Source organism: Paraburkholderia phymatum (assembly GCF_038900715.1).
GTDB lineage: Bacteria > Pseudomonadota > Gammaproteobacteria > Burkholderiales > Burkholderiaceae > Paraburkholderia > Paraburkholderia phymatum_A.
Map to the genome: position 1 here is coordinate 207,816 of NZ_JAYMRZ010000008.1, position 26,665 is coordinate 234,480.

A 26,665-nucleotide genomic window follows, 5' to 3' on the forward strand; every position below is an offset into this window, starting at 1 on the left:
GCACAGATGCAGCGCGCGTGCAGTACGCGCGGGATTTGCCCTGTAACCCTGTCGATCGACAGGACTGACGGACGCTAACGGGGTGGCTAACGGCTTGGAGCGCGCCCGGGCATTCGCATAAGAACAGCCGGGAAACACGACAAAAAGCGAGTCGGGCAAACAAGTTACACTACCCGATCGGGGCTGAAAAGACAAGCCGAAATCCCGGCAAAAGCCTTTGCAAATGCTTGTCGGACAAGGATTTGCGGCCGATGTCGCGTGTGCATGACCATGACCGCCCCGTCGTCGGTCGCGCGTGAGCGCCGTGCGCCTCGTGCGTATGACTTGCGACGCGTACCCGCGCCAGCGCTCGCTACGCGAGCGTCAGATCCTCGCGCCATTCGATCCGGACGAAGCGCACGTTCGTCACGTTCGCCTGCTGCCCGGCTTCGTCGAGCGCAGCGCGATTCACGCCGATCAGCGGCACGAACAGCAGCACATCGCCGGCGAAAAGCAACGGCACGTCGCGTTTCCACGACGGCACGCCGCGCTCCTGAAAGAGATTCTTCAACGTGCGGCTCGGGCCGCTCGCCGCGCAGCGCATCCGTTCGCCGCCCTTGCGCGAACGCGCGACGAGCGGCGCGCGCGTGAGCATAGCGGCGGGAATCGCGTCGGGATCATCGGCGGCCGCGTCGGCGGCTACGTCGCTGAACACGAACGTGCCGCGCCATTGCGGCAGGCGCCAAACGCTTTCGCCTTGCCAGTTCAGCACGCTCTCGGCGCGCTCGACGAGCGCTGTTTCGTCGGCGGGATCGGCGCTATCGCCCGCTTCCCAGTAAATTCGCCCGCGATAGCTTCGCAACGCATGGCCCGCGTGATCGACGCGCAAGCTGTGCGCGTCGCCGATCTCGCGCAACTGGCGCAGCGCATCCGTCAGACGCGCCGTCGATGCAGCCCGAAAACCGAGCGCGCGCATCCAGTAACGCAGCACGTTTGCGGCGCGATCGTCATCGAGCGCGAGGAGCACATCGCGCGAGAGCGCGCCCTCTTCGTCGCTGCGTACCGCTTGCAAATCGATGCGCGCGAGTTCGTCGAGCAGACGCTGCGCCGACGCCGCGTGTGCAGCCGTGCGCGCGAGCGCATCGCGAAAGCCCGGAAAGTGAACGGCAAGCGCGGGCAGCACATCGTGACGCAACGCGTTGCGCGCATAGCGCGTGTCGGCGTTCGACTCGTCGTCGATCCAGCGCAGATTGCGCGCGTGCGCGTAACGCTCGAGCTGCGCGCGCAACAGATGCAGCAGCGGACGCGCGCGCGTCACGGGCGCCCCCGAAGGCAGATGCTCCGGCGCCATCGCCGCGAGCCCCGCCAGTCCGGCTCCGCGCAACAGCTGGAGCAGCACGGTCTCCGCCTGATCGTCCGCGTGCTGCGCGAGCCAAAGCACGTGCACGCGATGCTGCACGCACAACGCATCGAGCGCACGATAACGCGCATCGCGCGCCGCCGCTTCGATGCTCACGCCCGCCGCGCGCTGCACGTCGACATGCAGCGACGCGAACTCGACGCTCTGCTCGCGCGCAAACGACTCGCAGTGCGCGAGCCAATCGTCGGCGTTCGGACTCAGACCGTGATGGATATGAAAAGCGATGCAGCGCGCCGCGCCGCAGACCCGCACGGCCGCATCGAACAGCACCGTCGAATCGACGCCGCCGCTATACGCGATCGCGACGCGCGCGTTATCGGGCAAGGCCGCACAAGCGACGCCGACCGCGTCGATAACGAGGCGGTCGGCGGATGTGTCAGCTGAGGGAGTCACGGTGTGACGGCGCGAAAAGCGCCTTCGAATGGAACGCGGCGCGCTTACGCGCCCGGCGTCGTTTCCTTGAACTTGCCGTAGGCCATCAGGCGTTCGAAACGGCGTTGACGCAGATCGGTCGTGCTCATGCCCTGGAACTGACGCAGCGAGTCGGCGAGCGCGCGGCGCAGCAGCGCAGCCATGCCCTTCGGATCCCGATGCGCGCCGCCTAGCGGCTCGTTGACGATCTTGTCGATCAGGCCAAGCGCCTTCAGGCGATGCGCCGTCAGGCCCAGCGCTTCAGCCGCTTCCGGCGCCTTCGCGGCGCTCTTCCACAGAATCGACGCGCAGCCTTCCGGCGAGATCACCGAGTAGGTCGAGAACTGCAGCATCAGCACGCTGTCGGCGACGGCGACAGCCAGCGCGCCGCCCGAACCGCCTTCGCCGATGATCGTCGAGATGATCGGCGTCTTCAGTTCGGCCATCACATACAGATTGCGGCCGATCGCTTCCGACTGGCCGCGCTCTTCCGCGCCGATGCCCGGGTACGCGCCCGGCGTGTCGATGAACGTGAAAAGCGGCAGGCCGAACTTCTCGGCGAGACGCATCAGGCGCTCGGCCTTCCGATAGCCTTCGGGGCGCGGCATGCCGAAGTTGCGCAGCGCGCGTTCCTTCGTGTCGCGGCCCTTCTGATGGCCGATCACCATGCACGGCTGGCCGTTGAAACGCGCAAGGCCGCCGACGATCGACAGGTCGTCCGCAAACGAGCGGTCGCCGTGCAGTTCGTGGAAATCGGTGAACAGTTCGTTGACGTAATCCAGCGTGTACGGACGCTGCGGATGACGTGCAATTTGCGAAACCTGCCACGGCGTCAGGTTCGTATACAGATCCTTCGTGAGTTGCTGGCTCTTCTTCGACAGCCGCTCGATCTCTTCCGAAATATCGACGGCCGAATCGTCCTGCACGAAGCGCAATTCTTCGATTTTCGCTTCGAGCTCGGCGATCGGCTGCTCGAAATCCAGAAAGGTGGTCTTCATTGGTTTTTAATCCTTGGACTTACCGGCAGCGCGTATTCTAACCGCGCGCGGCCGCGTCAAAACCGTCTCAAAACTATTGATTTTAACAAATCAATAGCTCAAGTCGGCAATCGCTTTTCCCGTCAACTGCCGGCGGGCGCCGGGTCGAGACTGCGCCACATGTACCACGTCGCGACGGTGCGCCACGGCTCCCAGTTCGCGGCGACTTCGCGCGCTTCGCTGCGCGTCACCGGCTCCCCGCTGAAATAATTGTGGCTGATCGCCTGGATGAGATTCGGATCGTCGAGCGGCAGCACGTCCGGACGCGACAAGTCGAAAATCAGGAACATCTCGGCCGTCCAGCGACTGATGCCGCGGATCTGCGTGAGCTCGGCGATCACGTCCTCGTCTTCCATCGACGTCCACTTGCCGACGTGCAACGCGCCCGATACGAAGTGATGCGCGAGATCGAGAATGTATTCGGCCTTGCGCTTCGACACGCCGCAACCCGTCAGATTCTCCTGGCCGAGCTTGATGATCTGCTGCGGCACGAGCTTCGGACACGCTGCGACGATGCGCTGCCACATCGCCTGCGCCGAGGCGACCGAAATCTGCTGGCCGACCACCGAGCGCGCGAGCGTGACGAACGGATCGGCACGGCTCGACAGATGGACCGGGCCGAACTTCGGGATCAGCTTCTTGAGAATGCGGTCGCGCTTCACGAGATCCGCGCACGCCTTGTCCCAGTACGAGGGACGCGTGACGGCCGGGGCCGTTGCATCGCTTTGCGTCGCGGCAGCCTCACCATCCGCCGACGACGACGCAGCGCGCGACTTGCGCGACGTTTCGCCATCCTGGCTTTCGCGCACGAGTTCCTGCAGATCGCCGGCAAGTTCGGGGGGCAGCGATCCGTTGCCCTTGACCTGCGCGGCACGAGCGCGCGACGGCCTGGCGGCGTTTGCCTCGGGCAGGTCCGCTCCGTTCGGCAGGCGCCTCGCCGATGCCTGCTTCGCGAGCGCGCCCTGCGAATTCGCCGCGCCCGTCGCAGCGCCCTTTTTACGCGCGGCATGTTGGCCAGCCTTCAGGCCTTTCGCCGATGCCGATTTCGTTGCCACCTTCGCTGCGCCCTTCGCGGCGACGCCGCTTCGCGCACGCACTGCCTTTACCTTTGCTGACGCGTTTGATTGAGACGTGGCCCGTTTAGCCGCCGTCTTCGTGGCCGTTGACATCCTGCCTCCTGCCTGGCGAGTCGATCAGTGGGAAGTACGAGGTGCGCTCAAACGCGCCGCCACTCGGTCAACCCGCCCGGTTTGTCTTCGAGCGCAATACCGGCGTCCAGCAATTCCTTGCGGATCCGGTCTGCCTCGGCGTAGTCCTTTGCCTGCTTCGCGGCGACGCGCGCGGCGATCTTCGCTTCGATCGCAGCCACATCCAGTGCGTCCTCGCCTTCACTCCCCGCCGCTTGCTGCAGATACGCGCGCGGCTCACGGTCGAGCAACCCGAGCACGCGCGCAAGACCCCGCAATTGCCGTGCAAGCGCCACATCGCGTGTGCGGTTGACTTCGCTTGCCAGTTCGAACAGCACGGAAACGGCGACAGGCGTATTGAAGTCGTCGTTCATCGCCGCGCGAAAACGCTGCGCGTACGCTTCGTTCCAGTCGACATCGCCCGCTTCCGGCGCCGTGTCCTTCAACGCCGTGTAAAGACGCGTAAGTGCGCTGCGCGCATCGTCGAGATGCGTGTCGCTGTAGTTCAGCGGCGACCGGTAATGCGCGCGCACGATGAAGAAGCGCACGACTTCGGCGTCGTATTTCGCGAGCACTTCGCGGATCGTGAAGAAGTTGCCGAGCGACTTCGACATCTTCTCATTGTCGATCTGCACGTAGCCGTTGTGCATCCAGTAATTGACGAAGGGTTGCCCCGTGGCGCCTTCGCTTTGTGCGATCTCGTTCTCGTGGTGCGGAAACTGCAGATCCTGTCCGCCGCCATGAATGTCGAAACGGTCGCCGAGCAACGTGCAGCCCATCGCCGAGCACTCGATGTGCCAGCCGGGACGCCCGCGCCCGTACTTCGACTCCCAGCCGGTGTCGGCGGGCTCGTCGGGCTTCGACTGCTTCCACAGCACGAAGTCGAGCGGGTCCTGCTTTGCGTCGTTGGCGGCCACGCGCTCGCCCGCGCGCAGGTCTTCGAGCGACTTGCCCGACAGCGCGCCATAGTGCGCGAACTTGCGCACCGCGTAGTTCACGTCGCCGTCGGTCGCCTGGTACGCGTAGCCGTTCGCTTCCAGCTTCTCGATCATGCCGAGCATCTGCGGAATGAAATCCGTCGCGCGCGGTTCGAGATCGGGACGCTCGATGCCGAGCGCGGCCGCGTCTTCGTGCAGCGCCGCGATGAAGCGATTGGTCAGCGACTTGATGGTCTCGCCGTTTTCGACGGCGCGGCGAATGATCTTGTCGTCGATGTCAGTGATGTTCTGCACGTAGGTGACCTTGTAGCCGAGCGTGCGCAGCCAGCGCTGCACGACGTCGAAGACCACCATGACCCGCGCATGGCCCACGTGACAGTAGTCGTACACCGTCATCCCGCAGACATACATACGCACTTCGCCTTCATGAAGCGGCACGAAATTTTGCTTGTCACGCGCGAGCGTGTTGTAGATGCGCAGAGATTCCATAGAGACGATGCGTGGGCCGAAAGAAATCCGCTTGGTGTTCGTTCATACCGCGCCCGATAAAAGCAAGCAACCCGGTCGTGCAATTCAGACATGCAACCACATGCACGGACACAGGCGGCGCGGCATGACTGACAGCATGTCGCGCACCAGGTGCGGAATCAGGCTGACGTCAAGGCGGGGACGACCACGAGTGGCGAAAGACAGTCTGAGGCTCGACGGAACGCGCAGACCTTTTGTTAGAATGGGTCGGAGTATAACATCCTGACCTGAGCCTATGAAACACTCCAGCGGCCGCGCGCGAGGCGCCAAGCCCCTCTTCGCGACGGCGCTCCGTTCAACGTTTCGCGCCACGTTCCGCCCGACTTTTGCGGCTGCTTTGAGCGCGGCAGCGGGCACGGTCTGCTGCGGTCTCGCCCTCACGGTCCTGCCCGTTTCATCGGCTCTGGCGCAAAAGGCTTCGACCATTCCACACGGCGCCGCCGTGCGCGACGTGACGCCGGACGCCGATGCGTCCATCGAGCAGAAGAGCTGGACGGCCGCCCTTGCGCAGCTCGACGCGCGCATCGCCGCGAATCCGCGCGACGCCCAGGCGAAGTTCAAGCGCGCGACCGTGCTTGCCCGCCTGAACCGCGACGACGAAGCGATCGCCGCCTTCACCGAACTCACGCAGACCTACCCCGAACTGCCCGAACCGTACAACAACCTCGCTGCGCTCTACGCGAAGCAGGGCCGCTATACGGAAGCGCGCGCCGCGCTCGAAACGGCCGTCAAGGCGAGTCCCGGCTACGGCCTCGCGTATGAAAATCTCGGCGACCTGTATCTGCGCATGGCCGATCAGGCCTATCGACGCGCCCAGAGTCTGGGCAGCGGGAACGGCACGACGAACCAGCGCATCGCCGATATCGAGAAGATCGTGACGCCGCGCAAGACGGCTGCAAAAAAGGCCGTGCAGCCCTCTGGCGAAACCATCGACTACACGAATCGCGCCACGTCGAACATCACCAACACGCCGGGCTTCCAGTTCGGCGGCCCGAACGGTTCACTGGCGACTCCACCGTACATTGCACCATCGCAGTGAGCGCGCTTGCGCGCATGCCTTCGGGCTGCGCGCTCGCCGCCGTTTTTCTCATTTGAGTTCACCCCGAGGAATTACATGAAATGGTTGATGTTGGCGCTCGGCAGCGCCGCCCTGATCGCAAACGCACCGGCTTTTGCGCAGAACGGCACACAGGCCGCGCATCCGTCCGTTCTCTTGAAGACGTCGGAAGGCGATATCCGCGTGGAGTTGTATCCTGAGAAAGCGCCGAAGACAGTCGCCAATTTCCTCGACTATGTGAAATCCGGTCAATATAACGGGACGATCTTTCATCGTGTGATTCCCGGCTTCATGATCCAGGGCGGCGGCTATACGACGAGCTTCGCGGAAAAGCCGACGCGCGCGCCGATCCCGCTCGAAAGCCGCAATGGGCTGAAGAACATGACGGGCGCGATCGCGATGGCGCGCACGAGCGACCCGAATTCGGCGACGGCGCAGTTCTTCATCAACACGGTCGACAACGCGGGCCTCGACTATCCGAATCCGGACGGCAACGGCTACGCGGTGTTCGGCAAGGTGACATCGGGGATGGATGTCGTGAAGAAGATCGAAGCGATGCCAACGACCTCGCGCGGCCCGATGGGCGATGTGCCGCAAAAGCAGATCGTGATCCAGTCGGCGACAATTGTCGGTAAATGACGGTTGGTACGTGACTGCCGGCAGGTCGCTGCCGGCACGTCTCGTTGACAGGCAGTATGACGGCCGGGCGGAAACGGGAGCCGCCCGTCGTCACGAAAAGGCGCCCGCTAGCGGACGACGCATTTGCAAACAGGGTGACGCGCAAGCCGCATGCATGGGTCGGATCACGCATCGCATGCTCGCGTAACACCGGAATTAACCATGCCACGGGCGCGGGCTGCTGGCCGCTCAAATGGCCATGCGCCGCGCTCCCCACTCACTTAGACCTAAAGGAAAACATCATGGTTGAACTGCACACGAACCACGGCGTCATCAAGCTGGAACTGGACGCCGGGAAGGCGCCGAAATCGGTGGAGAACTTCCTCGCCTACGTGAAGGCCGGTCACTACGACAACACGGTGTTCCACCGCGTGATCGACGGCTTCATGATCCAGGGCGGCGGCTTCGAACCCGGCATGCAGCAAAAGCCGACCAACGCGCCGATCGCGAATGAAGCGAACAATGGCCTGAAGAACGTGAAGGGTTCGATCGCGATGGCTCGCACGAACGACCCGCACTCAGCGACGGCCCAGTTCTTCATCAACGTCAACGACAACGACTTCCTGAACCACTCGTCGCCGACGCCGCAAGGATGGGGCTATGCGGTGTTCGGCAAGGTCGTCGAAGGTCTCGACGTCGTCGATGCGATCCGCAAGGTGAAAACGGGTTCGAAGGGCTTTCACCAGGACGTGCCCGTCGACGACGTGATCATCGAAAAGGCCGTCGTGGTCGAGTAAGACGATTACTCAAACGGTCAGCAACTTCTCATCGAAGGGCTGAGCAACTGAGAGAAGCACACTTCACATGCTGCAAGAAACGCCGCTGCGGAGTGTCGCTGCGGGCGTGCCTGGCGAGGGCAAACGCCCGCACGCGGCGCGCCCGTTTTTTTTCATCTCGGACTTGCACCTGAGCGAGGCGATCCCGCACACGGTTGCCGCGTTCGAGCATTTCATCAACGTGACGGCCGAGCACGCGGATTCCGTTTTCATCCTCGGCGATCTGTTCGAATACTGGATCGGCGACGACATGCTCGCCGAGCCCTTCCCCGCCCGCATGGCGAAGCTGATGCATACGCTGTCGGAACGCGGCATCGCGCTCTACATCATGCACGGCAACCGCGACTTCCTGCTGGGCAAGCGCTTCATGAAAGCGGCGGGCGCGATCTGGCTGCCCGATCCGTTCGTCATCACGGCATTCGGCACGAAGATAGCGCTGACGCACGGCGATGCGCAATGCACCGCGGACCGCCGCTATCAGCACTTTCGCGGCTTCGCGCGCAATCATTTCGCGCAGTGGCTGTTTCTGGTGTGGCCATACCGCTGGCGCAAGGCGCTGGCCGAAAAGATGCGCCGCACGAGCGAGTCGGGACGCGTGCGCCCCGTATCGCCGCGCTACGACGTGACGTCGGAGGGCATCGCTGCGCTCTTCAAGAAGACGAAGACGGCGACGATCATTCATGGCCACACGCACCGGCCCGCGCTGCATCACGAAAAAGGCGGCATGCGCTGGGTGCTGCCCGATTGGGACCTCGATCACGGCGAGCGTCGTGGAGGTTACGTGCGTATCGATTCCGAAGGGATCAAGGCGCTGCGGCTCGACAAGTAGCGGCCGCTCATGCAGTTCGGCGCGACATGCGTCGAAGCGGTTCGCGGCCGATCGAGCATGTCCGTCATTCAGGCCAACGCCGCGTTCCGTGCGGAACCGACGGGGGCGCATGCGTCGGCGTGCCTTTGCGTGAGTCCCGCTTGCAACGCGCGCTGGATCAGCGAGCCGCTTCCTCGACCTTCCCCTGGATCACCGCCGACAGGCGGCGCAAATCCACCAGCGCCGCATCGGCGCCCTGGAGCGCTTCGAGACTCGCGCCAAGGCGTTCAAGCGCGGCGACGATTTCATCGATGCGCTGCGTTTGCGTCGCCGCATGGTCGATCAGCCCATGAATCGCGAGCGACACGGGATCGTCTGCGTTCGGCGTGATGCCGTATGCACAGAAAGCCGCGCGCGCGGGAGCCGTCCTGGCATCCGCGCCCTTCGCGTCGGCGGCCGGTGAACGGACAGCCGTCGCCGCCGTGGCCGGCACGATCACGCGCGCCGGATTGCCCACTGCCGTGCCGCCCGCCGGCACGGGCTTCACGACGACGGCGTTCGAGCCGATCTTCGCGTCCGCGCCGATCGTGAAGCCGCCCAGCACCTTCGCGCCCGCGCCGACGATCACGCCGCGCTCGAGCGTCGGATGACGCTTCGCGCCGCGCGTGAGCGACGTACCCCCGAGCGTGACGCCCTGGTAGATCGTGCAGTCATCGCCAATTTCAGCCGTCTCGCCGATTACGACGCCCATGCCGTGATCGATGAACACGCGCCGCCCGACCGTCGCGCCCGGGTGGATCTCGATGCCCGTCATGAAGCGGCCGAACTGCGATACGAAGCGCGCGAGCCAGCGGCGTTTCGCGCGCCAGCACGCATGCGCGAAGCGATGGAACATCAGCGCGTGCAAGCCCGGATAGCATGTGAGAACTTCCCAGGCGCTGCGCGCGGCGGGATCGCGCTCGCGGATCGTGGCAATGTCTTCTCGGAGTCTCGTGAACATGGCAGTGGACTGTCGTAGGGATTGAGCGCCGCCGTCTACATCCATTTGCATCGATTCGGATCTATTACAGACGGAGCGCTTTGCTTATGACGTTTTCGGGTGATTGTAGGGCGAATGCGCGAAAGCTGCCGGAAGTCCACGCGATCGATAAGGCTTGGAGTTTTTGCGCGCCGGACGGGAAGCGAAAGTGTCGGTACATCGGCCGCTCAAGCCCTTCCGTCGGGCTTTCACCGCCCGCCTTGCTGCTGCGACCGCCCGCCGCCCGCACAACAGCTTCCGCACATCACGCCAACGGACGCGAAAGCTGGCGCAAAACGCTGACGCCAAAGATTAGTATCGAGACGCAACGCATGCGGACCAGCAGTCACCCTTGCTCGCCGTCACGCCCCTTCGCCTTCAGCAGAATGTGCTTCGCGATACCCCGCACGATATTGACCTCTTCGCGTTCGAGACCCGAGCGCGCGAAGAGCCGCCGCAAGCGCGACATCAGCTTCTTCGGATTGCCGGGATCGAGAAAGTCGAGGGCAATCAACGCGTTTTCCAGGTGCACGTACATGCGCTCGATCTCGTCGCTGGGAGCAAACGTACCCGCGCTGCCGGACGCCGGCTCCGTGCCCTCGCCTTCGACCAGATATGCGATGCGCAGCTCATACGACAGCACCTGGACGGCCTGCGCGAGATTCAGCGAGCTATATGCGGGGTTGGCGGGGATATGCGCGAGCGCGCTGCATCGCTCGACGTCTTCGTTCGACAGCCCCGTGCGCTCGTTGCCGAACACGAGCGCGATGTCGCCATGCACGGCATGCTCTCGGGCCTGCGTCGCGGCGGCGCGGGGCGCGAGCTGCGGCGGCCCGTACTCGCGGGCGCGCGCGGTCAGCGCGAGCGACCATTGCGCGCCCGAGAGCGCATCGGCCAGCGTCGGCACGACATGTGCGGACGCAAGCACGTCGTCCGCGCCACTCGCCATCGCGATCGCGTCCGGATTGTTTTTCACGTCGGGCGAGCGCGGCGACACGAGCACGAGGCGCGAAAATCCCATCGTCTTCAGCGCGCGCGCCGCTGCGCCGACGTTGCCGGGATGACTTGGCTCGACGAGCACGAAGCGTGTCGACGTAAAGCCGCCGCCGATGCTGTTCGCATTGTCGGAAGCGGCGCTGGACTGAGATGACGAAGGCGTTTGAACCACGATAAGAAATTGGATGGCAAGGAAGCAGTAATGGTAGCGCCAAGCCGTGCCGCGTTTCCATCTGCCGTTTGGCTAATGCTGCGCTTGTCGCACTTTTGACGACGCCCCGTCCTTCGCCTTCCACCGCGGGTCAAGGCCGGCGCCATTGCGCCCGAGATCAACAGGGTCGAGATAAAAGCCAGATAAAACTCAGGTAAAATCCCGACATTCGCGCCGTGCCGTCTCGCCCTTCGCAAGGCGCTCACGTCACCGCGCATCGCTCTTCTTCAATTCGTCTCCGTCGACGGAATGTGTGTCCAGGTCTCGACCCAGTCTTGCCAGGCGCGCGTTTCGCGTGATTTACAGCTTATTTTCAGCTCAACACCGGACAGCCGCCACGCGCGTCCGGCACAAGGATCAGACTCATGCATCCCATGCTCAATATCGCTGTCAAGGCCGCTCGCCGCGCCGGGCAGATCATCAACCGCGCGTCGCTCGATCTCGACCTGGTGCAGGTCAGCAAGAAGCAGCACAACGATTTCGTCACGGAGGTCGACAAGGCGTCAGAAGCGGCCATCATCGAAACGCTGACCACTGCCTACCCCGATCATTCGATCCTCGCCGAAGAATCCGGCGAATCGGGCAACGAGTCCGAATTCCAGTGGATCATCGATCCCCTCGACGGCACCACGAACTTCATCCACGGCTTCCAGTACTACTGCGTGTCGATCGCGCTCGCGCACAAGGGCATCGTTACGCAAGCCGTCGTCTACGACCCGACGCGCAACGATCTCTTCACGGCGTCGCGCGGCCGCGGCGCGTATCTGAACGACCGGCGCATCCGCGTCGGCCGCCGCGACCGCCTCGCCGACGGACTGATCGGCACGGGCTTCCCGTTCCGCGAAAAGGACACGCTGGAACCGTACACGCGCCTCTTCGCCGAAATGACCAACGCCTGCGCGGGCCTGCGCCGTCCGGGCGCGGCCGCGCTCGATCTGGCGAACGTCGCGGCGGGCCGCCTCGACGGCTTCTTCGAGCAAGGCATCAGCGCGTGGGACATGGCGGCGGGCAGCCTGCTGATCACAGAAGCGGGCGGCCTCGTCGGCAACTACACGGGCGATTCGGATTTCCTGCACAAGCATGAGATCGTCGCGGGCAACCCGAAGATATACGCGCAGATGATTCCGATCCTTTCGCGCTACACCCGCACGAAGGAACAGGCAGCCTAAGACGCTGCACGCATCCGACAAGCGGCTTCGGCCGCTTTTTTCGTATGGAGCGCCGCTTTTGCTGAGCGGCGCCACGGACTGCCAGATGCGCTGCCAGATGCGCTGCCAGCTAGGCTGCCGGATAGGCTCGCCGCGCACGAACGCGGTCGCTGTGTTCCAATCGGGACCATGAAGAAAGGCTTCTACATGATCATCGCGGCGCAATTCGTGTCGTCGCTCGCCGATAACGCGCTCCTGATCGCGGCCATCGCGCTGCTTGCGGTGATCCGCTCGCCCGCATGGGTCACGCCGCTGCTTCAGATTTTCTTCACGATTTCCTACGTGCTGCTCGCGCCGTTTGTCGGCGCATTCGCCGATGCGCTGCAAAAGCGCCACGTGATGTTCATTTCGAACGCGCTAAAGGCGGCCGGCTGTCTGATGATGATCGCGGGCGTGCATCCGATGATCGCGTACGGCGTGGTCGGCTTCGGTGCGGCCGCGTATTCGCCCGCGAAGTACGGCATTCTGACCGAGTTGCTGCCCGCCGAACGGCTCGTCGCCGCGAACGCCTGGCTCGAATCGGCGACCGTGCTGTCGACGATCGCCGGCACGATGTTGGGCGGCGCGCTGATCAGCACGTACGCGTCGCACTTCGTCCAGCACGCGCAACTGCCGCTGATTCACACGGCCGCCGACCTCGCGATGCTCGCCGTGATGATCACGTATGCGATTGCGGCGGCGCTGAACGTCGGTATTCCGGACACGGGCGCGCGCTACCCGAACCGGCTCGTCGAGCCCGGCCAGCTCCTCGGCGAATTCATCCGCTGCTTCAACGTGCTCTGGTCCGACCGGCTCGCGCAGATCGCGCTGTGGGTCACGACGCTGATGTGGGGCGGCGCCGTCACGCTGCAGCTGCTCGTGCTCAAGTGGGCGGACGCAAATCTCGGGCTGTCGCTGTCGAAGGCGGCCGTGATGCAGGGCGTGGCCGGCTTCGGCATCGCGATCGGCGCAGCGGCCGCCGCCGCATGGATTCCGTTGCGCAGTTCGCTGAAGGTGCTGCCCGTCGGGCTGCTGATGGGCGCCGTCGCCGTCGCGATGGCGTTCTACAGCAAAAACCTCTTTCCGCCCGGTGCGGGACTGCGCATCGGCACCCTCTTCGCGCCCGCCTACATCATCCTCGCGTACCCGTTGATGATCCTGCTCGGCGCGCTCTCCGGCTTCTTCATCGTGCCGATGAACGCGATTCTTCAGCATCGCGGCGCGACGCTGCTGACGGCGGGCCACTCGATCGCCGTGCAGAACTTCAACCAGAACCTCGCCGTGCTGCTGATGCTCGGCGCCTACGCGATCCTGCTGACGGCGACGATGCCCGTGCAGTGGATCATCGCCGTGTTCGGAATCTTCATCACGGGCATGATGTGGCTCGCCAAACGCCGCAGCGCCGCGAATGCGCACAAGGTGGACATGCACGCGCTGATCGAAGAATGAACGAACACTGAGCGCAGCATAGCCGCGTGACGATCGCGACGGCAACCTGGCCATCCGGCCAGGTTCGCGCAACGCTTCGACGGGTTAAACTCACGCCCTGAACAGTCACGCAAGAAAGACACGAGGATGGGCACTCAAACCGCAGCCGCAAACGACTTCGCGCAACACACCCCCATGATGCAGCAGTACCTGCGCATTAAAGGGGAGCATCCGGGCACGCTCGTGTTCTATCGGATGGGCGATTTCTATGAGCTGTTCTTCGACGACGCCGAAAAGGCTGCGCGCCTGCTCGATCTGACGCTCACGCAGCGCGGCGCGTCGGGCGGCAATCCGATCAAGATGGCGGGCGTGCCGCATCATGCCGTCGAACAGTATCTGGCAAAACTGGTGAAGCTCGGCGAATCGGTCGCGATCTGCGAACAGATCGGCGATCCGGCGACGTCGAAGGGACCGGTCGAGCGCAAGGTCGTGCGTGTGGTCACGCCCGGCACGCTGACAGACGCCGCGCTGCTCTCCGACAAGAGCGACACGTATCTGCTCGCCGTGTGCGCAGCGCACAACCGGCGTGGCGTGGTGTCGGCCGTCGGCCTCGCCTGGCTGAATCTGGCGAGTGGCGCACTGCGTCTTGCCGAAGTCGCGCCCGATCAGGTCGCCGCCGCGCTGGAGCGCATCCGTCCCGCTGAAATTCTCGTCGCCGACACGCCCTCGCCCGCCGAGTCGAATGCGTGGACACTGCCTTCCGGCTTTGGCGCGATGACGCGCGTCCCGGCATGGCATTTCGATGTCGCGTCGGGCACGCAGCGGTTGTGCGATCAAATGGAAGTCGCGAGCCTCGACGGTTTCGGCGCGCATTCGCTGTCGTGCGCGTGCGGCGCGGCGGGCGCGGTGCTGCTGTACGCGGCGGCGACGCAAGGCCAGCAACTGCGCCATGTGCGCAGTCTCAAGGTCGAATACGAATCGGAGTACATCGGGCTCGATCCGTCCACGCGCCGCAATCTGGAATTGACGGAAACGCTGCGCGGCACGGATTCGCCCACGCTCTGCTCGCTGCTCGACACGTGCTGCACGACGATGGGCAGCCGTCTGCTGCGTCACTGGCTGCACCATCCGCCGCGCGATGCCGCGTTTGCGCAGGCGCGCCAGCAGGCCATCGGCGCGTTGCTCGACGCGCCGCCCCAAGCCAGTCTCGACTCACTGCGCAGCGCATTGCGGCAGATCTCGGATATCGAACGGATCACGGGCCGGCTCGCGCTGCTGTCGGCGCGTCCGCGCGATCTGTCGAGCCTGCGCGACACGTTCATCGCGTTGCCCGAACTGCGCGCGCAACTGGCCGCCGTCACGCAGACCGCCGATTCGCTCGCGCGTATCGACGCGTCGCTGGAGCCGCCGGCCGAGTGCGTCGATCTGCTCAAACAAGCGGTCGCGCAGGAGCCCGCCGCGATGGTGCGCGACGGCGGTGTGATCGCGCGAGGCTACGACGCCGAACTCGATGAACTGCGAGATATTTCGGAGAACTGCGGACAATTCCTGATCGACCTCGAAACGCGCGAGCGCGCGCGGACAGGCATCGGCAATCTGCGCGTCGAGTACAACAAGGTGCACGGCTTCTACATCGAAGTGACACGCGGCCAGACCGACAAGGTCCCCGACGACTATCGCCGACGTCAGACGCTGAAGAACGCGGAGCGCTACATCACGCCCGAGCTGAAAACCTTCGAGGACAAGGCGCTGTCGGCGCAGGAACACGCGCTGTCGCGCGAGAAGGCGCTGTACGACGCGCTGTTGCAGGCGCTGCTGCCGTTCATCGCGGATTGCCAGCGCGTTGCTTCGGCGCTCGCCGAACTCGACGTGCTCGCCGCGTTCGCGGAACGGGCCCGCGCGCTCGACTGGGTCGCGCCAGGCTTCACGCCGACGGCCGGCATCGAAATCGAACAGGGACGGCATCCCGTCGTCGAGGCGCAAGTCGAGCAGTTCATCGCAAACGACTGCACACTCAGCCCCGAACGCAAGTTGCTGCTGATCACCGGCCCGAACATGGGCGGTAAATCGACCTTCATGCGTCAGACCGCGTTGATCGCGCTGATGGCGTACGTCGGGAGCTACGTGCCCGCGCGCCGCGCGTCGTTTGGTCCTATCGATCGCATTTTTACGCGCATTGGCGCCGCCGACGATCTGGCGGGCGGCCGCTCGACGTTCATGGTCGAAATGACGGAAGCCGCCGCGATCCTGAACGACGCGACGCCGCAAAGCCTCGTGCTGATGGACGAAATCGGCCGCGGCACGTCGACGTTCGACGGCCTTGCGCTTGCGTGGGCAATCGCGCGCCATCTGCTCGCGCACAACGGCTGTCACACGCTCTTCGCGACGCACTACTTCGAGCTGACGCAACTGCCCGCCGAGTTTCCGCATGCGGCAAATGTGCATCTGTCTGCCGTCGAGCATGGGCATGGCATCGTGTTTCTGCACGCGGTCAACGAAGGCCCCGCGAACCAGAGCTATGGTCTGCAGGTCGCGCAACTGGCGGGCGTGCCGAACGCCGTGATTCGCGCGGCGCGCAAGCATCTCGCGTATCTCGAACAGCAGTCGGCCGCGCAGCCCGCGCCGCAACTCGATCTGTTCGCGGCGCCCGTGACGATGCTCGAAGACGCCGACGACAAACCCGCCGCGCCCGCGCCTGACCCCGCGATGCAGGCGCTCGTCGAGCGGCTGCGCGAGATCGATCCGAACGATCTGCGTCCGCGCGAAGCGCTCGACCTGCTGTACGAGCTGCATGAACTGGCCAAGTCGCCGGATGCGCAGCACTGACGCGTACGCAGGCCACGCGTCGGCGGACCATCGCCGCTCGCGAGGCGCCGCGCTGGTGGTCGCGCTCGCGATTGGCTTGTCGCTGGCCTTGCCCGGCCGCGCGTCGTTCGCGAAGGAATCGGAGCCGCGCTACTCGTTTGCCGTCGTCGGCAGCACGCTGCAAAGTCCCGCCGACGAAGCGCAAACGCAACGGCTCCTCGATGCGATCGGACGCGAGCCGGGCATTTCGTTCATCGTCTACGACGGCAATCTGAAAAGCAGCAAGGAAGCGTGCCGCGACTCGCTGTTCGCAACGCGCCAGACGCTGCTCGAAATGTCGAAACCCGCGCTCGTTTTCATTCCCGGACAGCACGACTGGGCCGATTGCGGCACGGAGGAAGCGGGCGGCTACGATCCCGTCGAACGGCTCGATCTGCTGCGGCAGACGCTCTTCGCGGATACGTCGTCGATGGGGCAGAACCCGATTCCGCTCGTGCGCGAAAGCGAGGTGTTGCGCTTTCGCACGTATCGAGAGAACGTGCGCTGGCAGCTCGGCGAGACCGTATTCGTCGGCGTGAACGTGCCGGGCCCGAACAATCATTTCCTGTATGCGGGCGGGCGCAACGGCGAGTTCGAAGACCGCGTGATCGCGAACGCGTTCTGGCTCGACCACGCCGCCGAATATGCGAAGCGGCACAACGCCCGGGCGATCGTCGTGCTGCTCCAGGGCGACTTCGATCCCGAACGCTACGAGCGCCCCGAGCGCTTCGCGTGGCTGCGCTTCGGCCGCAAGGCGAAGCGCGACGGCTTTCTCGAATTCAAGCGCAGCCTCGTGAAGCTGGCCGAGACCTTTCATGGTCCCGTCGTCGTAATTCATCAGGATGACGATCGAATGCGCGCGGGCTTCATGATCGATCAACCGCTGCGCAACGATAAGGGCGACCTGGTCACGAATCTGACGCGCATCGCATTCGCTCCGCGCAATCCTCAGAACCAGTGGATACAGATCGATGCCGATCTTGCGAAGCGGCCGCCGTTTCGCGTAAGCGTACAGAATGTGCCGAGAAGTCTGCCGCTGCCTGCGGCGCCGGCATTGCCGTCGCATAACGAATACACGGCACCGCCGATGACGCCTTCGATGCCCGCCGTGCCGGGTTCCGCGCCCGCGTCCGAATTGCCGCCGATTCTGCCGGAGCCGCCGCGCGCGCCGTCGTCCGATATGGGCAACGGCAACGACGACGGCAACACGAGCAACGGCACCACGTATCGATACGGCCCGCCAGATGCGACAACGGGCGCTTACGCGCCCGCTTCGGGAACTGCCCAACCTTCCGGCGTCTATCCGGGCGCCAACCCTGCGAGTTCAGTGCAGCGTCGGCCGTGACGGTTCAGCGTCGTCGGCATCGTCTTCGTCATCGTCTTCATCGACGATTTCGAGGCCGCTCGCGCCGTGCGCATGCTCATGCTGGATTTCGTCTTCCGTCGCTTCGCGCACGTCCTTCACCGTCAGCTTGAAACGCAGCGCCATGCCCGCGAGGGGGTGATTGCCATCGAGCACGACCTTGTCCTCGGCGACGTCCGTCACCGTGTAGATCAGCGAGTCGAGATCCTCATCGCCTTCTTCAGGCGTGCCTTCGAACTGCATGCCGACTTCGAGCGGCTCGGGAAAACGGCTGCGCGGCTCGATCTTCACGAGCTCCGGATCGTACTCGCCGAACGCGTCCACCGGCTCCAACTGGATCTGGGTTTCGAAGCCAGGCTCATGGCCGTCGAGCTCTTCCTCGATCTTGGGGAACGTGCCATCATAGCCGCCGTGCAGATAAACCATCGGCTCGTCGCTTTCCTCGATCAGATTGCCTTGCGCATCCGACAGCTTGTACGCGACCGATACGACGGTGTTCTTTACGATTTTCATTCGATTCTCCAGATTACGACTCACATTATACGATGCCCGTGCGGCCCCCTGACTACCCCGCTGCCAAAGCTTCAGCGCGTACTTCCCCTACTTCCGTTTCCGCTTCGTCGGCACCCGCGCCGGACCAGCCCACACCTCTGTTAGGCAACCTGACGCCGTCGCAATTCATGCGACGTTACTGGCAGAAAAAGCCCCTTCTGATCCGCCAGGCGATCCCCGACATCGTCGCGCCGCTGGCACGTGACGAACTGTTCGAACTCGCCGATCAGGACGACGTCGAATCGCGCCTCATCACGCATTTTCGCAACCGATGGCAGCTCGAGCATGGCCCGTTTGCTGCAGACGAGTTGCCCGCCGTCAAACAACGTGCGTGGACACTTCTCGTGCAAGGCGTCGATCTGCATAACGACCGCGCACGCGCCTTACTTGACCGCTTTCGCTTCGTGCCCGATGCGCGCCTCGACGATCTGATGATTTCGTACGCGACGGACGGTGGCGGCGTCGGTCCTCACTTCGATTCCTACGACGTCTTTCTGTTGCAGGTTCATGGCAAGCGACGCTGGCGCATCGGCGCGCAGCGCGATCTGTCGTTGCAGCCAGGCCTGCCGCTGAAAGTCCTGCAACACTTCGAGCCCGAAGAGGAATGGGTGCTGGAGCCAGGCGACATGCTTTACCTGCCTCCGCATATTGCGCATGACGGTGTCGCGCAAGGCGAATGCATGACCTGCTCGATCGGTTTTCGCGCGCCCTCCACGAGCGAACTGGCTGCCCAGTTCCTCTACTACCTCGCCGAACGCGGTGAGGCACATGCATCGCCGAATGGTTCCGCGCTCTATCGCGATCCGCAGCAACCCGCTGTCGAACGCCCGGCGGAACTGCCTCCCGCGCTGGTCAACCGCGTGGGCGCGATCCTTGCTAACGTCGACTGGAGCGATAAGGATGTGTCGTCGTTCCTCGGCACTTATCTCAGCGAGCCGAAGCCGAGCGTCGTGTTCGATCCGCCCGAACGTCCGCTCGATGAAGCGCGTTTCGTCAGCCGCGCAATGAAGGAAGGCGTGCGGCTCGACCGCAAAACTGTGCTGCTTTACGACAACCGCTCTTATTATCTAAATGGAGAAGAAAGCAGGCTTGCAGGCGTTAAAAAATGGGTGATTGAACTCGCCGACAACCGCTCTCTGAGTGCGAAACGCTTTGTAACACTCTCCCCGCAATCGTCGGTGACAGCACTACTTCACGAGTGGTATCGTGCGGGCTGGATACAGATGGGTGAACTGCGATAAGATTCGCTCCGCTGTTATACCGTATAGCGAAAAATTGTCTGAGAAAGACAACGTATTGGCCCTGGATTTGTCGACGGTCGATACGAAAGTGCATATAATTTCCGCCCAAGCCGTAGGGAAGATTCACGCTCATGAAGTGCGGTCTCCACCAGCGGCCCAGGTCGGTGTTGGAGCACATTACCGGTATTATTTTGCGCTGTTGCTTACCTTTAACCATAAAAGGACGTGATCATGAAGAAATCCCTCCTCGTAGCATCCCTGTTGGCAGCTGTGGCACTGGCTGCATGCAACAAGAGCAGCGACCAGGCAGCTGCCCCGGCTAGCGACGCTGCTGCCGCATCGGCACCGGCTGCTGCTGCTTCGGATACGGGCGCTGCCGCTTCGGGCGCTGCTGCTGCGAGCGAAGCCCCCGCTTCGGCACCGGCTGCCGCTGCTTCGGACGCAGGCGCTGCCGCTTCGGAAGGTGCTGCATCGGCAGCTGCTCCGGCTTCGGGCGCAAGCCAGTAAGCTGTAGCACAGGGTTCGTCCTCTGGGCGAAAACTGCAACGGGAAGTCCACACGGCTTCCCGGGCGAAAAAACAAAACGCCACGGATTTCAGTCCGTGGCGTTTTGTTTTATGCGCGCTCTTTTATATCGAGATTATCCCGCTCGCATGTATTCGATGCTTTTCGACTTGTATTTGAATTGAAGTGAATTCAAACGGCGACGCGTCGAATTGCCTTCATCGCAATTACGCACCCGTTGCATCGGCAACAACGTGTATCGATGCAACGCGCGTCTCGCGCTTCACTGAGCCTGCGCGTTCTCGTCGAAGAATTCCCGCACCACGTCGAGCTCCCGCGTCCGCTTGAAGGGCGGCAGGCTTTGCCATATACGGCGCCCATACGGTTTGTCGACGAGACGCGTATCGCAGATCATCAGCACGCCACGATCGGTCTCCGAGCGAATCAGACGCCCGGCGCCCTGCTTGAGCGTAATGACCGCCTGCGGCAGCTGATGAACGGCAAACGGGCTCAAGCCTTTCTTCGTCAATGCATCGAGCCGCGCGGACAACACGGGGTCGTCGGGCGGCGCGAACGGCAGCTTGTCGATGATCACAAGCGACAGCGCATCGCCGCGCACGTCGACGCCTTCCCAAAAGCTCTGGCTGCCCACGAGAATCGCATTGCCGTACGAGCGGAAACGCTCGAGCAGTTCCGTGCGGCTCGCATCGCCCTGCACGAGCAGCGGCATGTTCCAGCCACGCGATTCGATGACGTCGCGCAGCTTCGACGCAATGCGATCGACTGCACGCAGCGTCGTGCACAACATGAACACGCCGCCACCCGACGCTTCGATCGCCGGCAACGCGGCGTCGAACACGGCGTCGGTGAACATCGGCGACGACGGTTGCGGCAGGTTGCGCGGCACGTACAGCAGGCCCTGCGTGCCATAGTCGAACGGACTGGGCAGCGTCATCGAGCGACGCGCGTTCAAGCCCATCTGCGCCGCATAGTGCGTGAAGTCGCCGCGCACGGAAAGCGTCGCCGACGTGAAGACCCACGCGCGCGGCACGCCCGCACGCTGTTTTGCGAAGATCGGCGCGACCGACAGCGGCGTCTCATGCAGTTGCACGGTATGCGAGAAGACTTCGATCCAGCGAACCTTCTCATTCGGATCATTCGCATCGCTCGCCTGCGACGATGAACCAGACGCCGCATCGCGCTCGGTCGCGGTCGGCGGCGTCGTCCAGCCCGCCAGCACGTCCTGCAACTCACGCGCGCGACGCAGCAGCGCCCCCAGCGACTCCGCACGCTCCGATTGCCCCGCCAGCGCACTGGCGAGCGCATCGAGTTCGGTTTCGACGGCTTCGAGCGCGGGGAACAGCGGATGATCGTCGGGCAGTTGTCCGATCGACAGACGCACCGAATCTTCCTTGAACGCGAGCCGCACATCTCGCGCCGAGCGTTCGAGCGCCGCGCCGAGCTTCACCCAGTCGACGGCGTCGCGCGCATGGCCGAGACCTTCGGCGACCGAGTCGCGCGCGAGTTCGAGGAACTGCGTCGTCGAGAGCGTTTCACCGAAAAAGAGCGTCGCGGTTTCGGGCAGCTGATGCGCTTCGTCGAAGATGACCGTGTTCGCCGTCGGCAGCAGCTCGGCCATGCCCGTATCGCGCAACATGATGTCGGCGAAAAACAGATGGTGATTGACGACGACGATATCGGCCTGCTGCGCCTCGCGGCGCGCCTGCATCACAAAGCAGTCCTTGTAATGCGGACATTCCTGGCCGAGGCAGTTGTCGCGCGTCGACGTCACCATCGACCACACGGCCGCCGTCTCCGGCACGCTCGCTAGTTCGGCCTTGTCGCCCGTGCGCGTGATCTTCGCGAAGCGGATGATGTCCTGCAGATACGACGTTTCCTGCCGCGACGGCAGACGTCCATTGTCCGCCGTCCGTTGCAGATAGTAGTGGCACAGATAGTTCGCGCGGCCCTTCAGCATCGCGACGGTGACGGGCACCGCGAGCGCATCGCGCACGGTCGGAATATCGCGCTGATAGAGCTGGTCCTGCAGGTGCTTCGTGCCCGTCGAGACGATGACCTTGCCGCCCCACAGCATCGCGGGCACGAGGTACGCGTAGGTCTTGCCCGTGCCCGTTCCGGCCTCGACGATCAGCGTGTTCTCGCCGCCGTCCGCGTTGGCGTCCGCCGGCGCCGCGTCGTCCGGCGCTGCCGCCGATGCGGACGCCGACTGCTGCAGCCGCCGCGCCGGACGCTTCTGCGCCTCGAACATCGCCGGCTCGGGCATCGCGCGGCCCGACGCTTCCATCGCCGCCGCAACGGCGCGTGACATCTCGATCTGCGACGCGCGCGGCCGGTAGCCGTCGATCTGGCGGGCGAGCAGCCCGTCGGCGGCGAAGATATCGGCGAGTTCGGACGAGCGCTTGTGACTCAGCGATGCGACCAGCGCGCCGCCGCCCGCTGCGGGTTTCGCGGCGCGCTCGTCGCGTGCGGGCGCGTCGTCGGCGGGCGCCGCGCGCGAAGAAGATTGAAGCGGTGAATTCAAGGCAAGCGTTTCCTGCAAAATCGGACGCGCTACGAACTGAACGCGGCCGGCGCCTGCCTGGCCGCTGTATCAGCTGCGCGCTTCCGGTTCAAGCTGCAATTGCAGCAAGATGATGGTGTCCTTGACCTTGAGTTTGCGCTTTTTCAGGCGCTGTATCTCGAGGTCGTCGATGCCGGGTTCCTCGGACATCCTGTCGATCAACCGATCAAGTCCGCTGTGCTCCGATTCGAGTTGCAGAATGCGGTCGCGCAGTGTGTCCGAGTTGATGACGCGATGATGGTCGCGCATGCTCGCCTCCTCTTTCGAAATGGCGAAGGCCGCGTCGTGCAGTCGCTCCGCTCGAGGTTGCTGTCCGGCCTGAAACGCGTTACGGCTGATGATGCTCGCTGCTTACTGCTGCGGTTGCTGCCGCGGTTACTGCTGCGGTTGCTGCTTCTGTTGCTGGTCGAGTTGCTGTTGCTGCTTCGCCTGCTCTTCCTGCTTCTGTTTGGCCTTCTCGGCGGCCTGCTTCTGGCGCGCCTCGACGTCGGCCTTGTGCTGCACGGCTTCGCTCTGCTTCTGCTCGAAGCGCTGCTGCTTCTCGGCGCGCTCCTGCGCCTTCTGCGCGGCCTGCTGATGCGCCTCGTCGAGCTTTCGCTGGAAGTCGGCCTGCTTCGCGTCATAGGCCTTCTGGTTCGCCGCCGCCTGCGACGGCGAGATGCCCCGCTGCGCCTGATCGATCGCGTGCTGTTGCTGCTTCTGCTGATAAGCCTTCTCGTTCGCCGCGCGCTGCGGCGCTTCCGCTTCGCGCTGCGCCTGGCTCAACTGATGCTGGCGCTGCTTCTCTTCGTAAGCCTGCGCGTTGCGCGCGTCCTGCGCGGCACGCGCTGGCGCGTCGGCTTCGTTTTGCGCGCGCTTGATCGCCGCCTGCTCGTCGCGTTGACGCGCGTGGTCGACACGTTTTTCGTCGTCGAGCGCGAGCTGTTCCTTGCGGATATCGGCAGCCACGACGCGCATGTCGTCACGCGCCGAGTTCAGGCAGTGATTGACGAAAAACTTGCTATAGCAGTTGTGCTGCGCAACGGCGTAACGGTAGTTGTTCGCTGTCGTGCGGCCATCAAGCGCTTTTTGCCGCGCATCGAAGTCGTTCGCCGCGGGAGCTTGCGAGCCTGCATCCATACCCTTCGCCGGCACGCCCGACGCACCACCGGGCGATGCGGCAGCTGCACCCGCATCCGATGCGGCAACGAGCATCGGTGCCGCCGCGGAAGTCTGCTGCGCGAACGCCGGCGCAGCGGCGGCAAATGCAAGCGACGCCGCAACCGCGGCGCGACGGGCGATAGCGGCAAACCCGAAGGCAATCGGAGCAATCTGCGGCCCGAAGACGGGCGATGCGAGCGGAGATCGGCGTGGAGATCCGGGCGAAATGCGGAAGGTCGGCAACGTCGTAGATGGGCAACGGAACATGCCTGAAATTCTATCACCCCGCGCTTGAGCGCTCGGCCATTTATGGCAAAATGCCCCGCTCCAGCAAGCTTTCACGAGCTTTAGCGACCTTTCAGCAATCCGGCCGCCTTGCCTGCGCGCAGGTGGGCGACCAGTCGAATCCGGCAGGAACATCAAGACCCTATGACGGACACCGTAGCACTCAAGATCGTACAGCGCATTGCCGAAGAACTGACCGTCCAGCCGCGCCAGGTCGCGGCAGCCGTGGGACTACTCGATGAAGGAGCGACCGTTCCGTTCATCGCCCGATACCGGAAGGAAGTCACCGGCAATCTCGACGACACGCAACTGCGCACGCTCGAAGAACGCCTGCTGTATCTGCGCGAACTCGAAGACCGCCGCGCCGCGATCATCGCGAGCATCGACGAACAGGGCAAGCTGACGGACGAACTGCGCACCGCGATCGAAGGCGCCGACAGCAAGCAGGTGCTCGAAGACCTCTATCTGCCGTACAAGCCGAAGCGCCGCACGCGCGCGCAGATCGCCCGCGAGGCCGGCCTGCAGCCGCTCGCCGACGCGCTGCTCGCGAACCCGCTGCTCGATCCGCAGACGGAAGCCGCGCAATACGTCGATGCCGAGAAAGGCGTCGCCGATGTCAAGGCTGCGCTCGACGGCGCACGCGACATCCTCTCGGAGCAGTTCGGCGAAACGGCCGACGTGCTCGGCAAGCTGCGCGACTATCTGTTCAATCAGGGCGTGCTGGTGTCGACGGTGGTCGAAGGCAAGGAAAGCGAGGAAGGCGAGAAATTCCGCGACTACTACGACTATTCGGAAACGATCCGCACCGTGCCGTCGCACCGCGCGCTCGCGCTTTTCCGCGGCCGCAATGCAGGCGTCCTGATGATCAAGCTCGGCTTGGGCGAAGAACTCGACGCGCAGGTGCCGCACCCGGGCGAAGCGATGATCGCGCGCCACTTCGGCATTGCGAATCAGGGCCGTCCCGCCGACAAGTGGCTCTCGGACGTGTGCCGCTGGTGCTGGCGCGTGAAGGTGCAGCCGCACATCGAAAACGAACTGCTGACGAATCTGCGCGAGGAAGCCGAAAGCGAAGCGATCCGCGTGTTCGCGCGCAATCTGAAGGATCTGCTGCTTGCCGCGCCGGCGGGTCCGAAGGCCGTGATCGGCCTCGATCCGGGTCTGCGAACGGGCGTGAAGGTGGCCGTCGTCGATCGCACGGGCAAGCTGCTCGCCACCGATACGATCTACCCGCACGAGCCGCGCCGCGACTGGGACGGCTCGCTCGCGAAGCTCGCGCGCATCGCCGCGCAGACGCAGGCGGAGCTGATCAGCATCGGCAACGGCACGGCATCGCGCGAGACGGACAAGCTCGCAAGCGAACTGATCTCGCGCCATCCTGAGTTGAAGCTGCAGAAGATCGTTGTGTCGGAAGCGGGCGCTTCCGTCTACTCGGCGTCGGAACTGGCGGCGAAGGAGTTCCCGGAACTCGACGTGTCGCTGCGCGGCGCCGTGTCGATCGCGCGCCGTCTGCAGGACCCGCTCGCCGAACTCGTGAAGATCGAGCCGAAGGCGATCGGTGTCGGCCAGTATCAGCACGACGTGAACCAGCGCGAGCTCGCGCGCTCGCTCGATGCCGTCGTCGAGGACTGCGTGAACGCGGTGGGCGTGGATGCGAACACGGCATCCGTCGCGCTGCTCGCGCGCGTGTCCGGCCTGAACGCGACGCTCGCGCGCAACATCGTCGATTACCGCGACGCGAATGGCCCCTTCCCGACGCGCGATCATCTGCGCAAGGTGCCGCGTCTCGGCGACAAGACCTTCGAGCAGGCTGCGGGCTTTCTGCGCATCAACGGCGGCGAGAATCCGCTCGACCGCTCGTCGGTACACCCGGAAGCGTATCCCGTCGTCGAGCGGATGCTCGCGAAGATCAGCAAGAGCATCGGCGAAGTGCTCGGCAATCGCGACGCGCTCGGCAAGCTGACGCCCACCGAGTTCGTCGACGATCGCTTCGGTCTGCCGACCGTGCGCGACATTCTCTCCGAGCTCGAAAAGCCCGGCCGCGATCCGCGCCCCGAGTTCAAGACGGCGACGTTCCGCGAAGGCGTCGAGAAGATTTCGGACCTGTCGCCCGGCATGGTGCTCGAAGGCGTCGTGACCAACGTGGCCGCGTTCGGCGCGTTCATCGATGTCGGCGTGCATCAGGACGGTCTCGTGCACGTGTCGGCGATGTCGACGAAGTTCATCAAGGACCCGCACGAAGTCGTGAAGGCGGGGCAAATCGTCAAGGTGAAGGTGCTCGAAGTCGATGTGAAGCGCCAGCGCATTTCGCTGACGATGCGTCTCGACGACGACTTCTCGCCCGCTTCGACCCCGCGCACGGGTGCCCAGCAGGAGCGCGGCGGCATGGGCGGCCGTTCGGGCGGCGGCGGACGTCCGCAACAGCGCTCGCGCGATCCCGAGCCGGTCAACGCTATGGCGGCGGCGTTTGCGAAGCTGAAGCGTTAACCGCGCAGTTTC

Annotated in this window: 21 protein-coding genes; 11 read left to right on the plus strand and 10 right to left on the minus strand. The window is 64.2% G+C overall.

Translation table 11 applies throughout. From position 1 onward, the window contains the following. Positions 1 to 352: 352 nt before the first annotated feature. From tilS to cysS, 4 genes are all read right to left on the minus strand, one after another. Complete coding sequence (gene tilS / locus VSR68_RS17195; protein WP_342940988.1) at positions 353 to 1,792, minus strand: tRNA lysidine(34) synthetase TilS; 1,440 nt, start codon at positions 1,790 to 1,792, stop codon at positions 353 to 355. A gap of 44 nt (positions 1,793 to 1,836) precedes the next feature. After that, a complete protein-coding gene (locus tag VSR68_RS17200; protein WP_342940989.1) occupies positions 1,837 to 2,808 on the minus strand; it encodes an acetyl-CoA carboxylase carboxyltransferase subunit alpha in 972 nt (323 codons plus the stop codon). Positions 2,809 to 2,930: 122 nt separating this feature from the next. Then, positions 2,931 to 4,016: a DNA-3-methyladenine glycosylase gene (locus VSR68_RS17205; protein ID WP_342940990.1), complete on the minus strand. Its 1,086-nt coding sequence runs from the start codon at positions 4,014 to 4,016 to the stop codon at positions 2,931 to 2,933. Between the two features lie 47 nt (positions 4,017 to 4,063). Continuing rightward, complete coding sequence (gene cysS, locus VSR68_RS17210) at positions 4,064 to 5,461, minus strand: cysteine--tRNA ligase (RefSeq protein WP_342940991.1); 1,398 nt, start codon at positions 5,459 to 5,461, stop codon at positions 4,064 to 4,066. 274 nt (positions 5,462 to 5,735) lie between these two features. Between cysS and VSR68_RS17215 the strand changes: the two genes are divergently transcribed. The 4 genes from VSR68_RS17215 to VSR68_RS17230 all read left to right on the plus strand — a co-directional run bounded on the left by VSR68_RS17215 (position 5,736) and on the right by VSR68_RS17230 (position 8,840). Then, on the plus strand, positions 5,736 to 6,539 hold the full coding sequence (locus tag VSR68_RS17215) for a tetratricopeptide repeat protein (protein WP_342940992.1): 804 nt from the start codon (positions 5,736 to 5,738) through the stop codon (positions 6,537 to 6,539). Positions 6,540 to 6,614: 75 nt separating this feature from the next. Continuing rightward, positions 6,615 to 7,196, plus strand: coding sequence for a peptidylprolyl isomerase (locus VSR68_RS17220; protein ID WP_342940993.1), 582 nt, complete (start codon positions 6,615 to 6,617; stop codon positions 7,194 to 7,196). A 281-nt stretch (positions 7,197 to 7,477) separates the two neighbouring features. Then, complete coding sequence (locus VSR68_RS17225; protein ID WP_342940994.1) at positions 7,478 to 7,972, plus strand: peptidylprolyl isomerase; 495 nt, start codon at positions 7,478 to 7,480, stop codon at positions 7,970 to 7,972. Between the two features lie 67 nt (positions 7,973 to 8,039). Beyond that, positions 8,040 to 8,840, plus strand: a complete 801-nt coding sequence (locus VSR68_RS17230; RefSeq protein ID WP_342940995.1) for a UDP-2,3-diacylglucosamine diphosphatase — start codon at positions 8,040 to 8,042, stop codon at positions 8,838 to 8,840. Between the two features lie 157 nt (positions 8,841 to 8,997). On the opposite strand, the gene cysE is transcribed toward VSR68_RS17230, so the two are convergent. Further along, the gene (cysE, locus tag VSR68_RS17235) at positions 8,998 to 9,819 is read right to left on the minus strand and encodes a serine O-acetyltransferase (RefSeq protein WP_342940996.1); all 822 of its coding nucleotides are present in this window, start codon (positions 9,817 to 9,819) and stop codon (positions 8,998 to 9,000) included. Positions 9,820 to 10,183: 364 nt separating this feature from the next. Continuing rightward, complete coding sequence (locus VSR68_RS17240) at positions 10,184 to 11,005, minus strand: RNA methyltransferase (RefSeq protein WP_342940997.1); 822 nt, start codon at positions 11,003 to 11,005, stop codon at positions 10,184 to 10,186. Positions 11,006 to 11,409: 404 nt separating this feature from the next. On the opposite strand from VSR68_RS17240, the gene VSR68_RS17245 reads away from it, so the two are divergent. The 4 genes from VSR68_RS17245 to VSR68_RS17260 all read left to right on the plus strand — a co-directional run bounded on the left by VSR68_RS17245 (position 11,410) and on the right by VSR68_RS17260 (position 17,848). Beyond that, positions 11,410 to 12,213, plus strand: a complete 804-nt coding sequence (locus tag VSR68_RS17245; protein WP_090864846.1) for an inositol monophosphatase family protein — start codon at positions 11,410 to 11,412, stop codon at positions 12,211 to 12,213. A 168-nt stretch (positions 12,214 to 12,381) separates the two neighbouring features. Then, positions 12,382 to 13,680, plus strand: a complete 1,299-nt coding sequence (gene lplT / locus VSR68_RS17250) for a lysophospholipid transporter LplT (RefSeq protein WP_342940998.1) — start codon at positions 12,382 to 12,384, stop codon at positions 13,678 to 13,680. 126 nt (positions 13,681 to 13,806) lie between these two features. After that, complete coding sequence (gene mutS, locus VSR68_RS17255) at positions 13,807 to 16,485, plus strand: DNA mismatch repair protein MutS (RefSeq protein WP_342940999.1); 2,679 nt, start codon at positions 13,807 to 13,809, stop codon at positions 16,483 to 16,485. Continuing rightward, positions 16,472 to 17,848 (plus strand): hypothetical protein, encoded by a 1,377-nt coding sequence (locus VSR68_RS17260; RefSeq protein WP_428983527.1) that lies wholly within the window; start codon positions 16,472 to 16,474, stop codon positions 17,846 to 17,848. Before mutS ends, VSR68_RS17260 begins: the two co-directional genes overlap by 14 nt. Here the strand turns inward: VSR68_RS17260 and VSR68_RS17265 are convergent. Further along, complete coding sequence (locus VSR68_RS17265; protein ID WP_090864868.1) at positions 17,828 to 18,379, minus strand: FKBP-type peptidyl-prolyl cis-trans isomerase; 552 nt, start codon at positions 18,377 to 18,379, stop codon at positions 17,828 to 17,830. The genes VSR68_RS17260 and VSR68_RS17265 overlap by 21 nt on opposite strands. A gap of 32 nt (positions 18,380 to 18,411) precedes the next feature. On the opposite strand from VSR68_RS17265, the gene VSR68_RS17270 reads away from it, so the two are divergent. Both VSR68_RS17270 and VSR68_RS17275 read left to right on the plus strand, forming a co-directional pair. Beyond that, a complete protein-coding gene (locus VSR68_RS17270) occupies positions 18,412 to 19,659 on the plus strand; it encodes a cupin domain-containing protein (protein WP_342941001.1) in 1,248 nt (415 codons plus the stop codon). A 231-nt stretch (positions 19,660 to 19,890) separates the two neighbouring features. Continuing rightward, on the plus strand, positions 19,891 to 20,166 hold the full coding sequence (locus tag VSR68_RS17275; RefSeq protein WP_087735433.1) for a hypothetical protein: 276 nt from the start codon (positions 19,891 to 19,893) through the stop codon (positions 20,164 to 20,166). Positions 20,167 to 20,446: 280 nt separating this feature from the next. Here VSR68_RS17275 and VSR68_RS17280 read toward each other — a convergent pair whose 3' ends face one another. The 3 genes from VSR68_RS17280 to VSR68_RS17290 form a co-directional block, all read right to left on the minus strand. Next, complete coding sequence (locus tag VSR68_RS17280) at positions 20,447 to 22,705, minus strand: ATP-dependent DNA helicase (protein WP_342941002.1); 2,259 nt, start codon at positions 22,703 to 22,705, stop codon at positions 20,447 to 20,449. 69 nt (positions 22,706 to 22,774) lie between these two features. Continuing rightward, on the minus strand, positions 22,775 to 22,993 hold the full coding sequence (locus VSR68_RS17285) for a DUF465 domain-containing protein (protein ID WP_087735434.1): 219 nt from the start codon (positions 22,991 to 22,993) through the stop codon (positions 22,775 to 22,777). A 126-nt stretch (positions 22,994 to 23,119) separates the two neighbouring features. Then, a complete protein-coding gene (locus VSR68_RS17290; protein WP_428983523.1) occupies positions 23,120 to 23,938 on the minus strand; it encodes a colicin transporter in 819 nt (272 codons plus the stop codon). Positions 23,939 to 24,313: 375 nt separating this feature from the next. Here VSR68_RS17290 and VSR68_RS17295 point away from each other — a divergent pair, with 375 nt between their 5' ends. Then, on the plus strand, positions 24,314 to 26,653 hold the full coding sequence (locus tag VSR68_RS17295) for a Tex family protein (RefSeq protein WP_342941004.1): 2,340 nt from the start codon (positions 24,314 to 24,316) through the stop codon (positions 26,651 to 26,653). Positions 26,654 to 26,665: the final 12 nt, after the last annotated feature.

Excerpts from the sequence above, each read along its gene's own strand:
- VSR68_RS17200 (WP_342940989.1), bottom strand. The coding sequence starts at position 2,808 with ATGAAGACCACCTTTCTGGATTTCGAGCAGCCGATCGCCGAGCTCGAA.
- VSR68_RS17205 (WP_342940990.1), bottom strand. The coding sequence starts at position 4,016 with ATGTCAACGGCCACGAAGACGGCGGCTAAACGGGCCACGTCTCAATCA.
- cysS (WP_342940991.1), bottom strand. The coding sequence starts at position 5,461 with ATGGAATCTCTGCGCATCTACAACACGCTCGCGCGTGACAAGCAAAAT.
- VSR68_RS17215 (WP_342940992.1), top strand. The coding sequence starts at position 5,736 with ATGAAACACTCCAGCGGCCGCGCGCGAGGCGCCAAGCCCCTCTTCGCG.
- VSR68_RS17220 (WP_342940993.1), top strand. The coding sequence starts at position 6,615 with ATGAAATGGTTGATGTTGGCGCTCGGCAGCGCCGCCCTGATCGCAAAC.
- VSR68_RS17225 (WP_342940994.1), top strand. The coding sequence starts at position 7,478 with ATGGTTGAACTGCACACGAACCACGGCGTCATCAAGCTGGAACTGGAC.
- VSR68_RS17230 (WP_342940995.1), top strand. The coding sequence starts at position 8,040 with ATGCTGCAAGAAACGCCGCTGCGGAGTGTCGCTGCGGGCGTGCCTGGC.
- cysE (WP_342940996.1), bottom strand. The coding sequence starts at position 9,819 with ATGTTCACGAGACTCCGAGAAGACATTGCCACGATCCGCGAGCGCGAT.
- VSR68_RS17245 (WP_090864846.1), top strand. The coding sequence starts at position 11,410 with ATGCATCCCATGCTCAATATCGCTGTCAAGGCCGCTCGCCGCGCCGGG.
- lplT (WP_342940998.1), top strand. The coding sequence starts at position 12,382 with ATGAAGAAAGGCTTCTACATGATCATCGCGGCGCAATTCGTGTCGTCG.
- mutS (WP_342940999.1), top strand. The coding sequence starts at position 13,807 with ATGGGCACTCAAACCGCAGCCGCAAACGACTTCGCGCAACACACCCCC.
- VSR68_RS17260 (WP_428983527.1), top strand. The coding sequence starts at position 16,472 with ATGCGCAGCACTGACGCGTACGCAGGCCACGCGTCGGCGGACCATCGC.
- VSR68_RS17265 (WP_090864868.1), bottom strand. The coding sequence starts at position 18,379 with ATGAAAATCGTAAAGAACACCGTCGTATCGGTCGCGTACAAGCTGTCG.
- VSR68_RS17270 (WP_342941001.1), top strand. The coding sequence starts at position 18,412 with ATGCCCGTGCGGCCCCCTGACTACCCCGCTGCCAAAGCTTCAGCGCGT.
- VSR68_RS17275 (WP_087735433.1), top strand. The coding sequence starts at position 19,891 with ATGAAGAAATCCCTCCTCGTAGCATCCCTGTTGGCAGCTGTGGCACTG.
- VSR68_RS17285 (WP_087735434.1), bottom strand. The coding sequence starts at position 22,993 with ATGCGCGACCATCATCGCGTCATCAACTCGGACACACTGCGCGACCGC.
- VSR68_RS17290 (WP_428983523.1), bottom strand. The coding sequence starts at position 23,938 with ATGCTCGTTGCCGCATCGGATGCGGGTGCAGCTGCCGCATCGCCCGGT.
- VSR68_RS17295 (WP_342941004.1), top strand. The coding sequence starts at position 24,314 with ATGACGGACACCGTAGCACTCAAGATCGTACAGCGCATTGCCGAAGAA.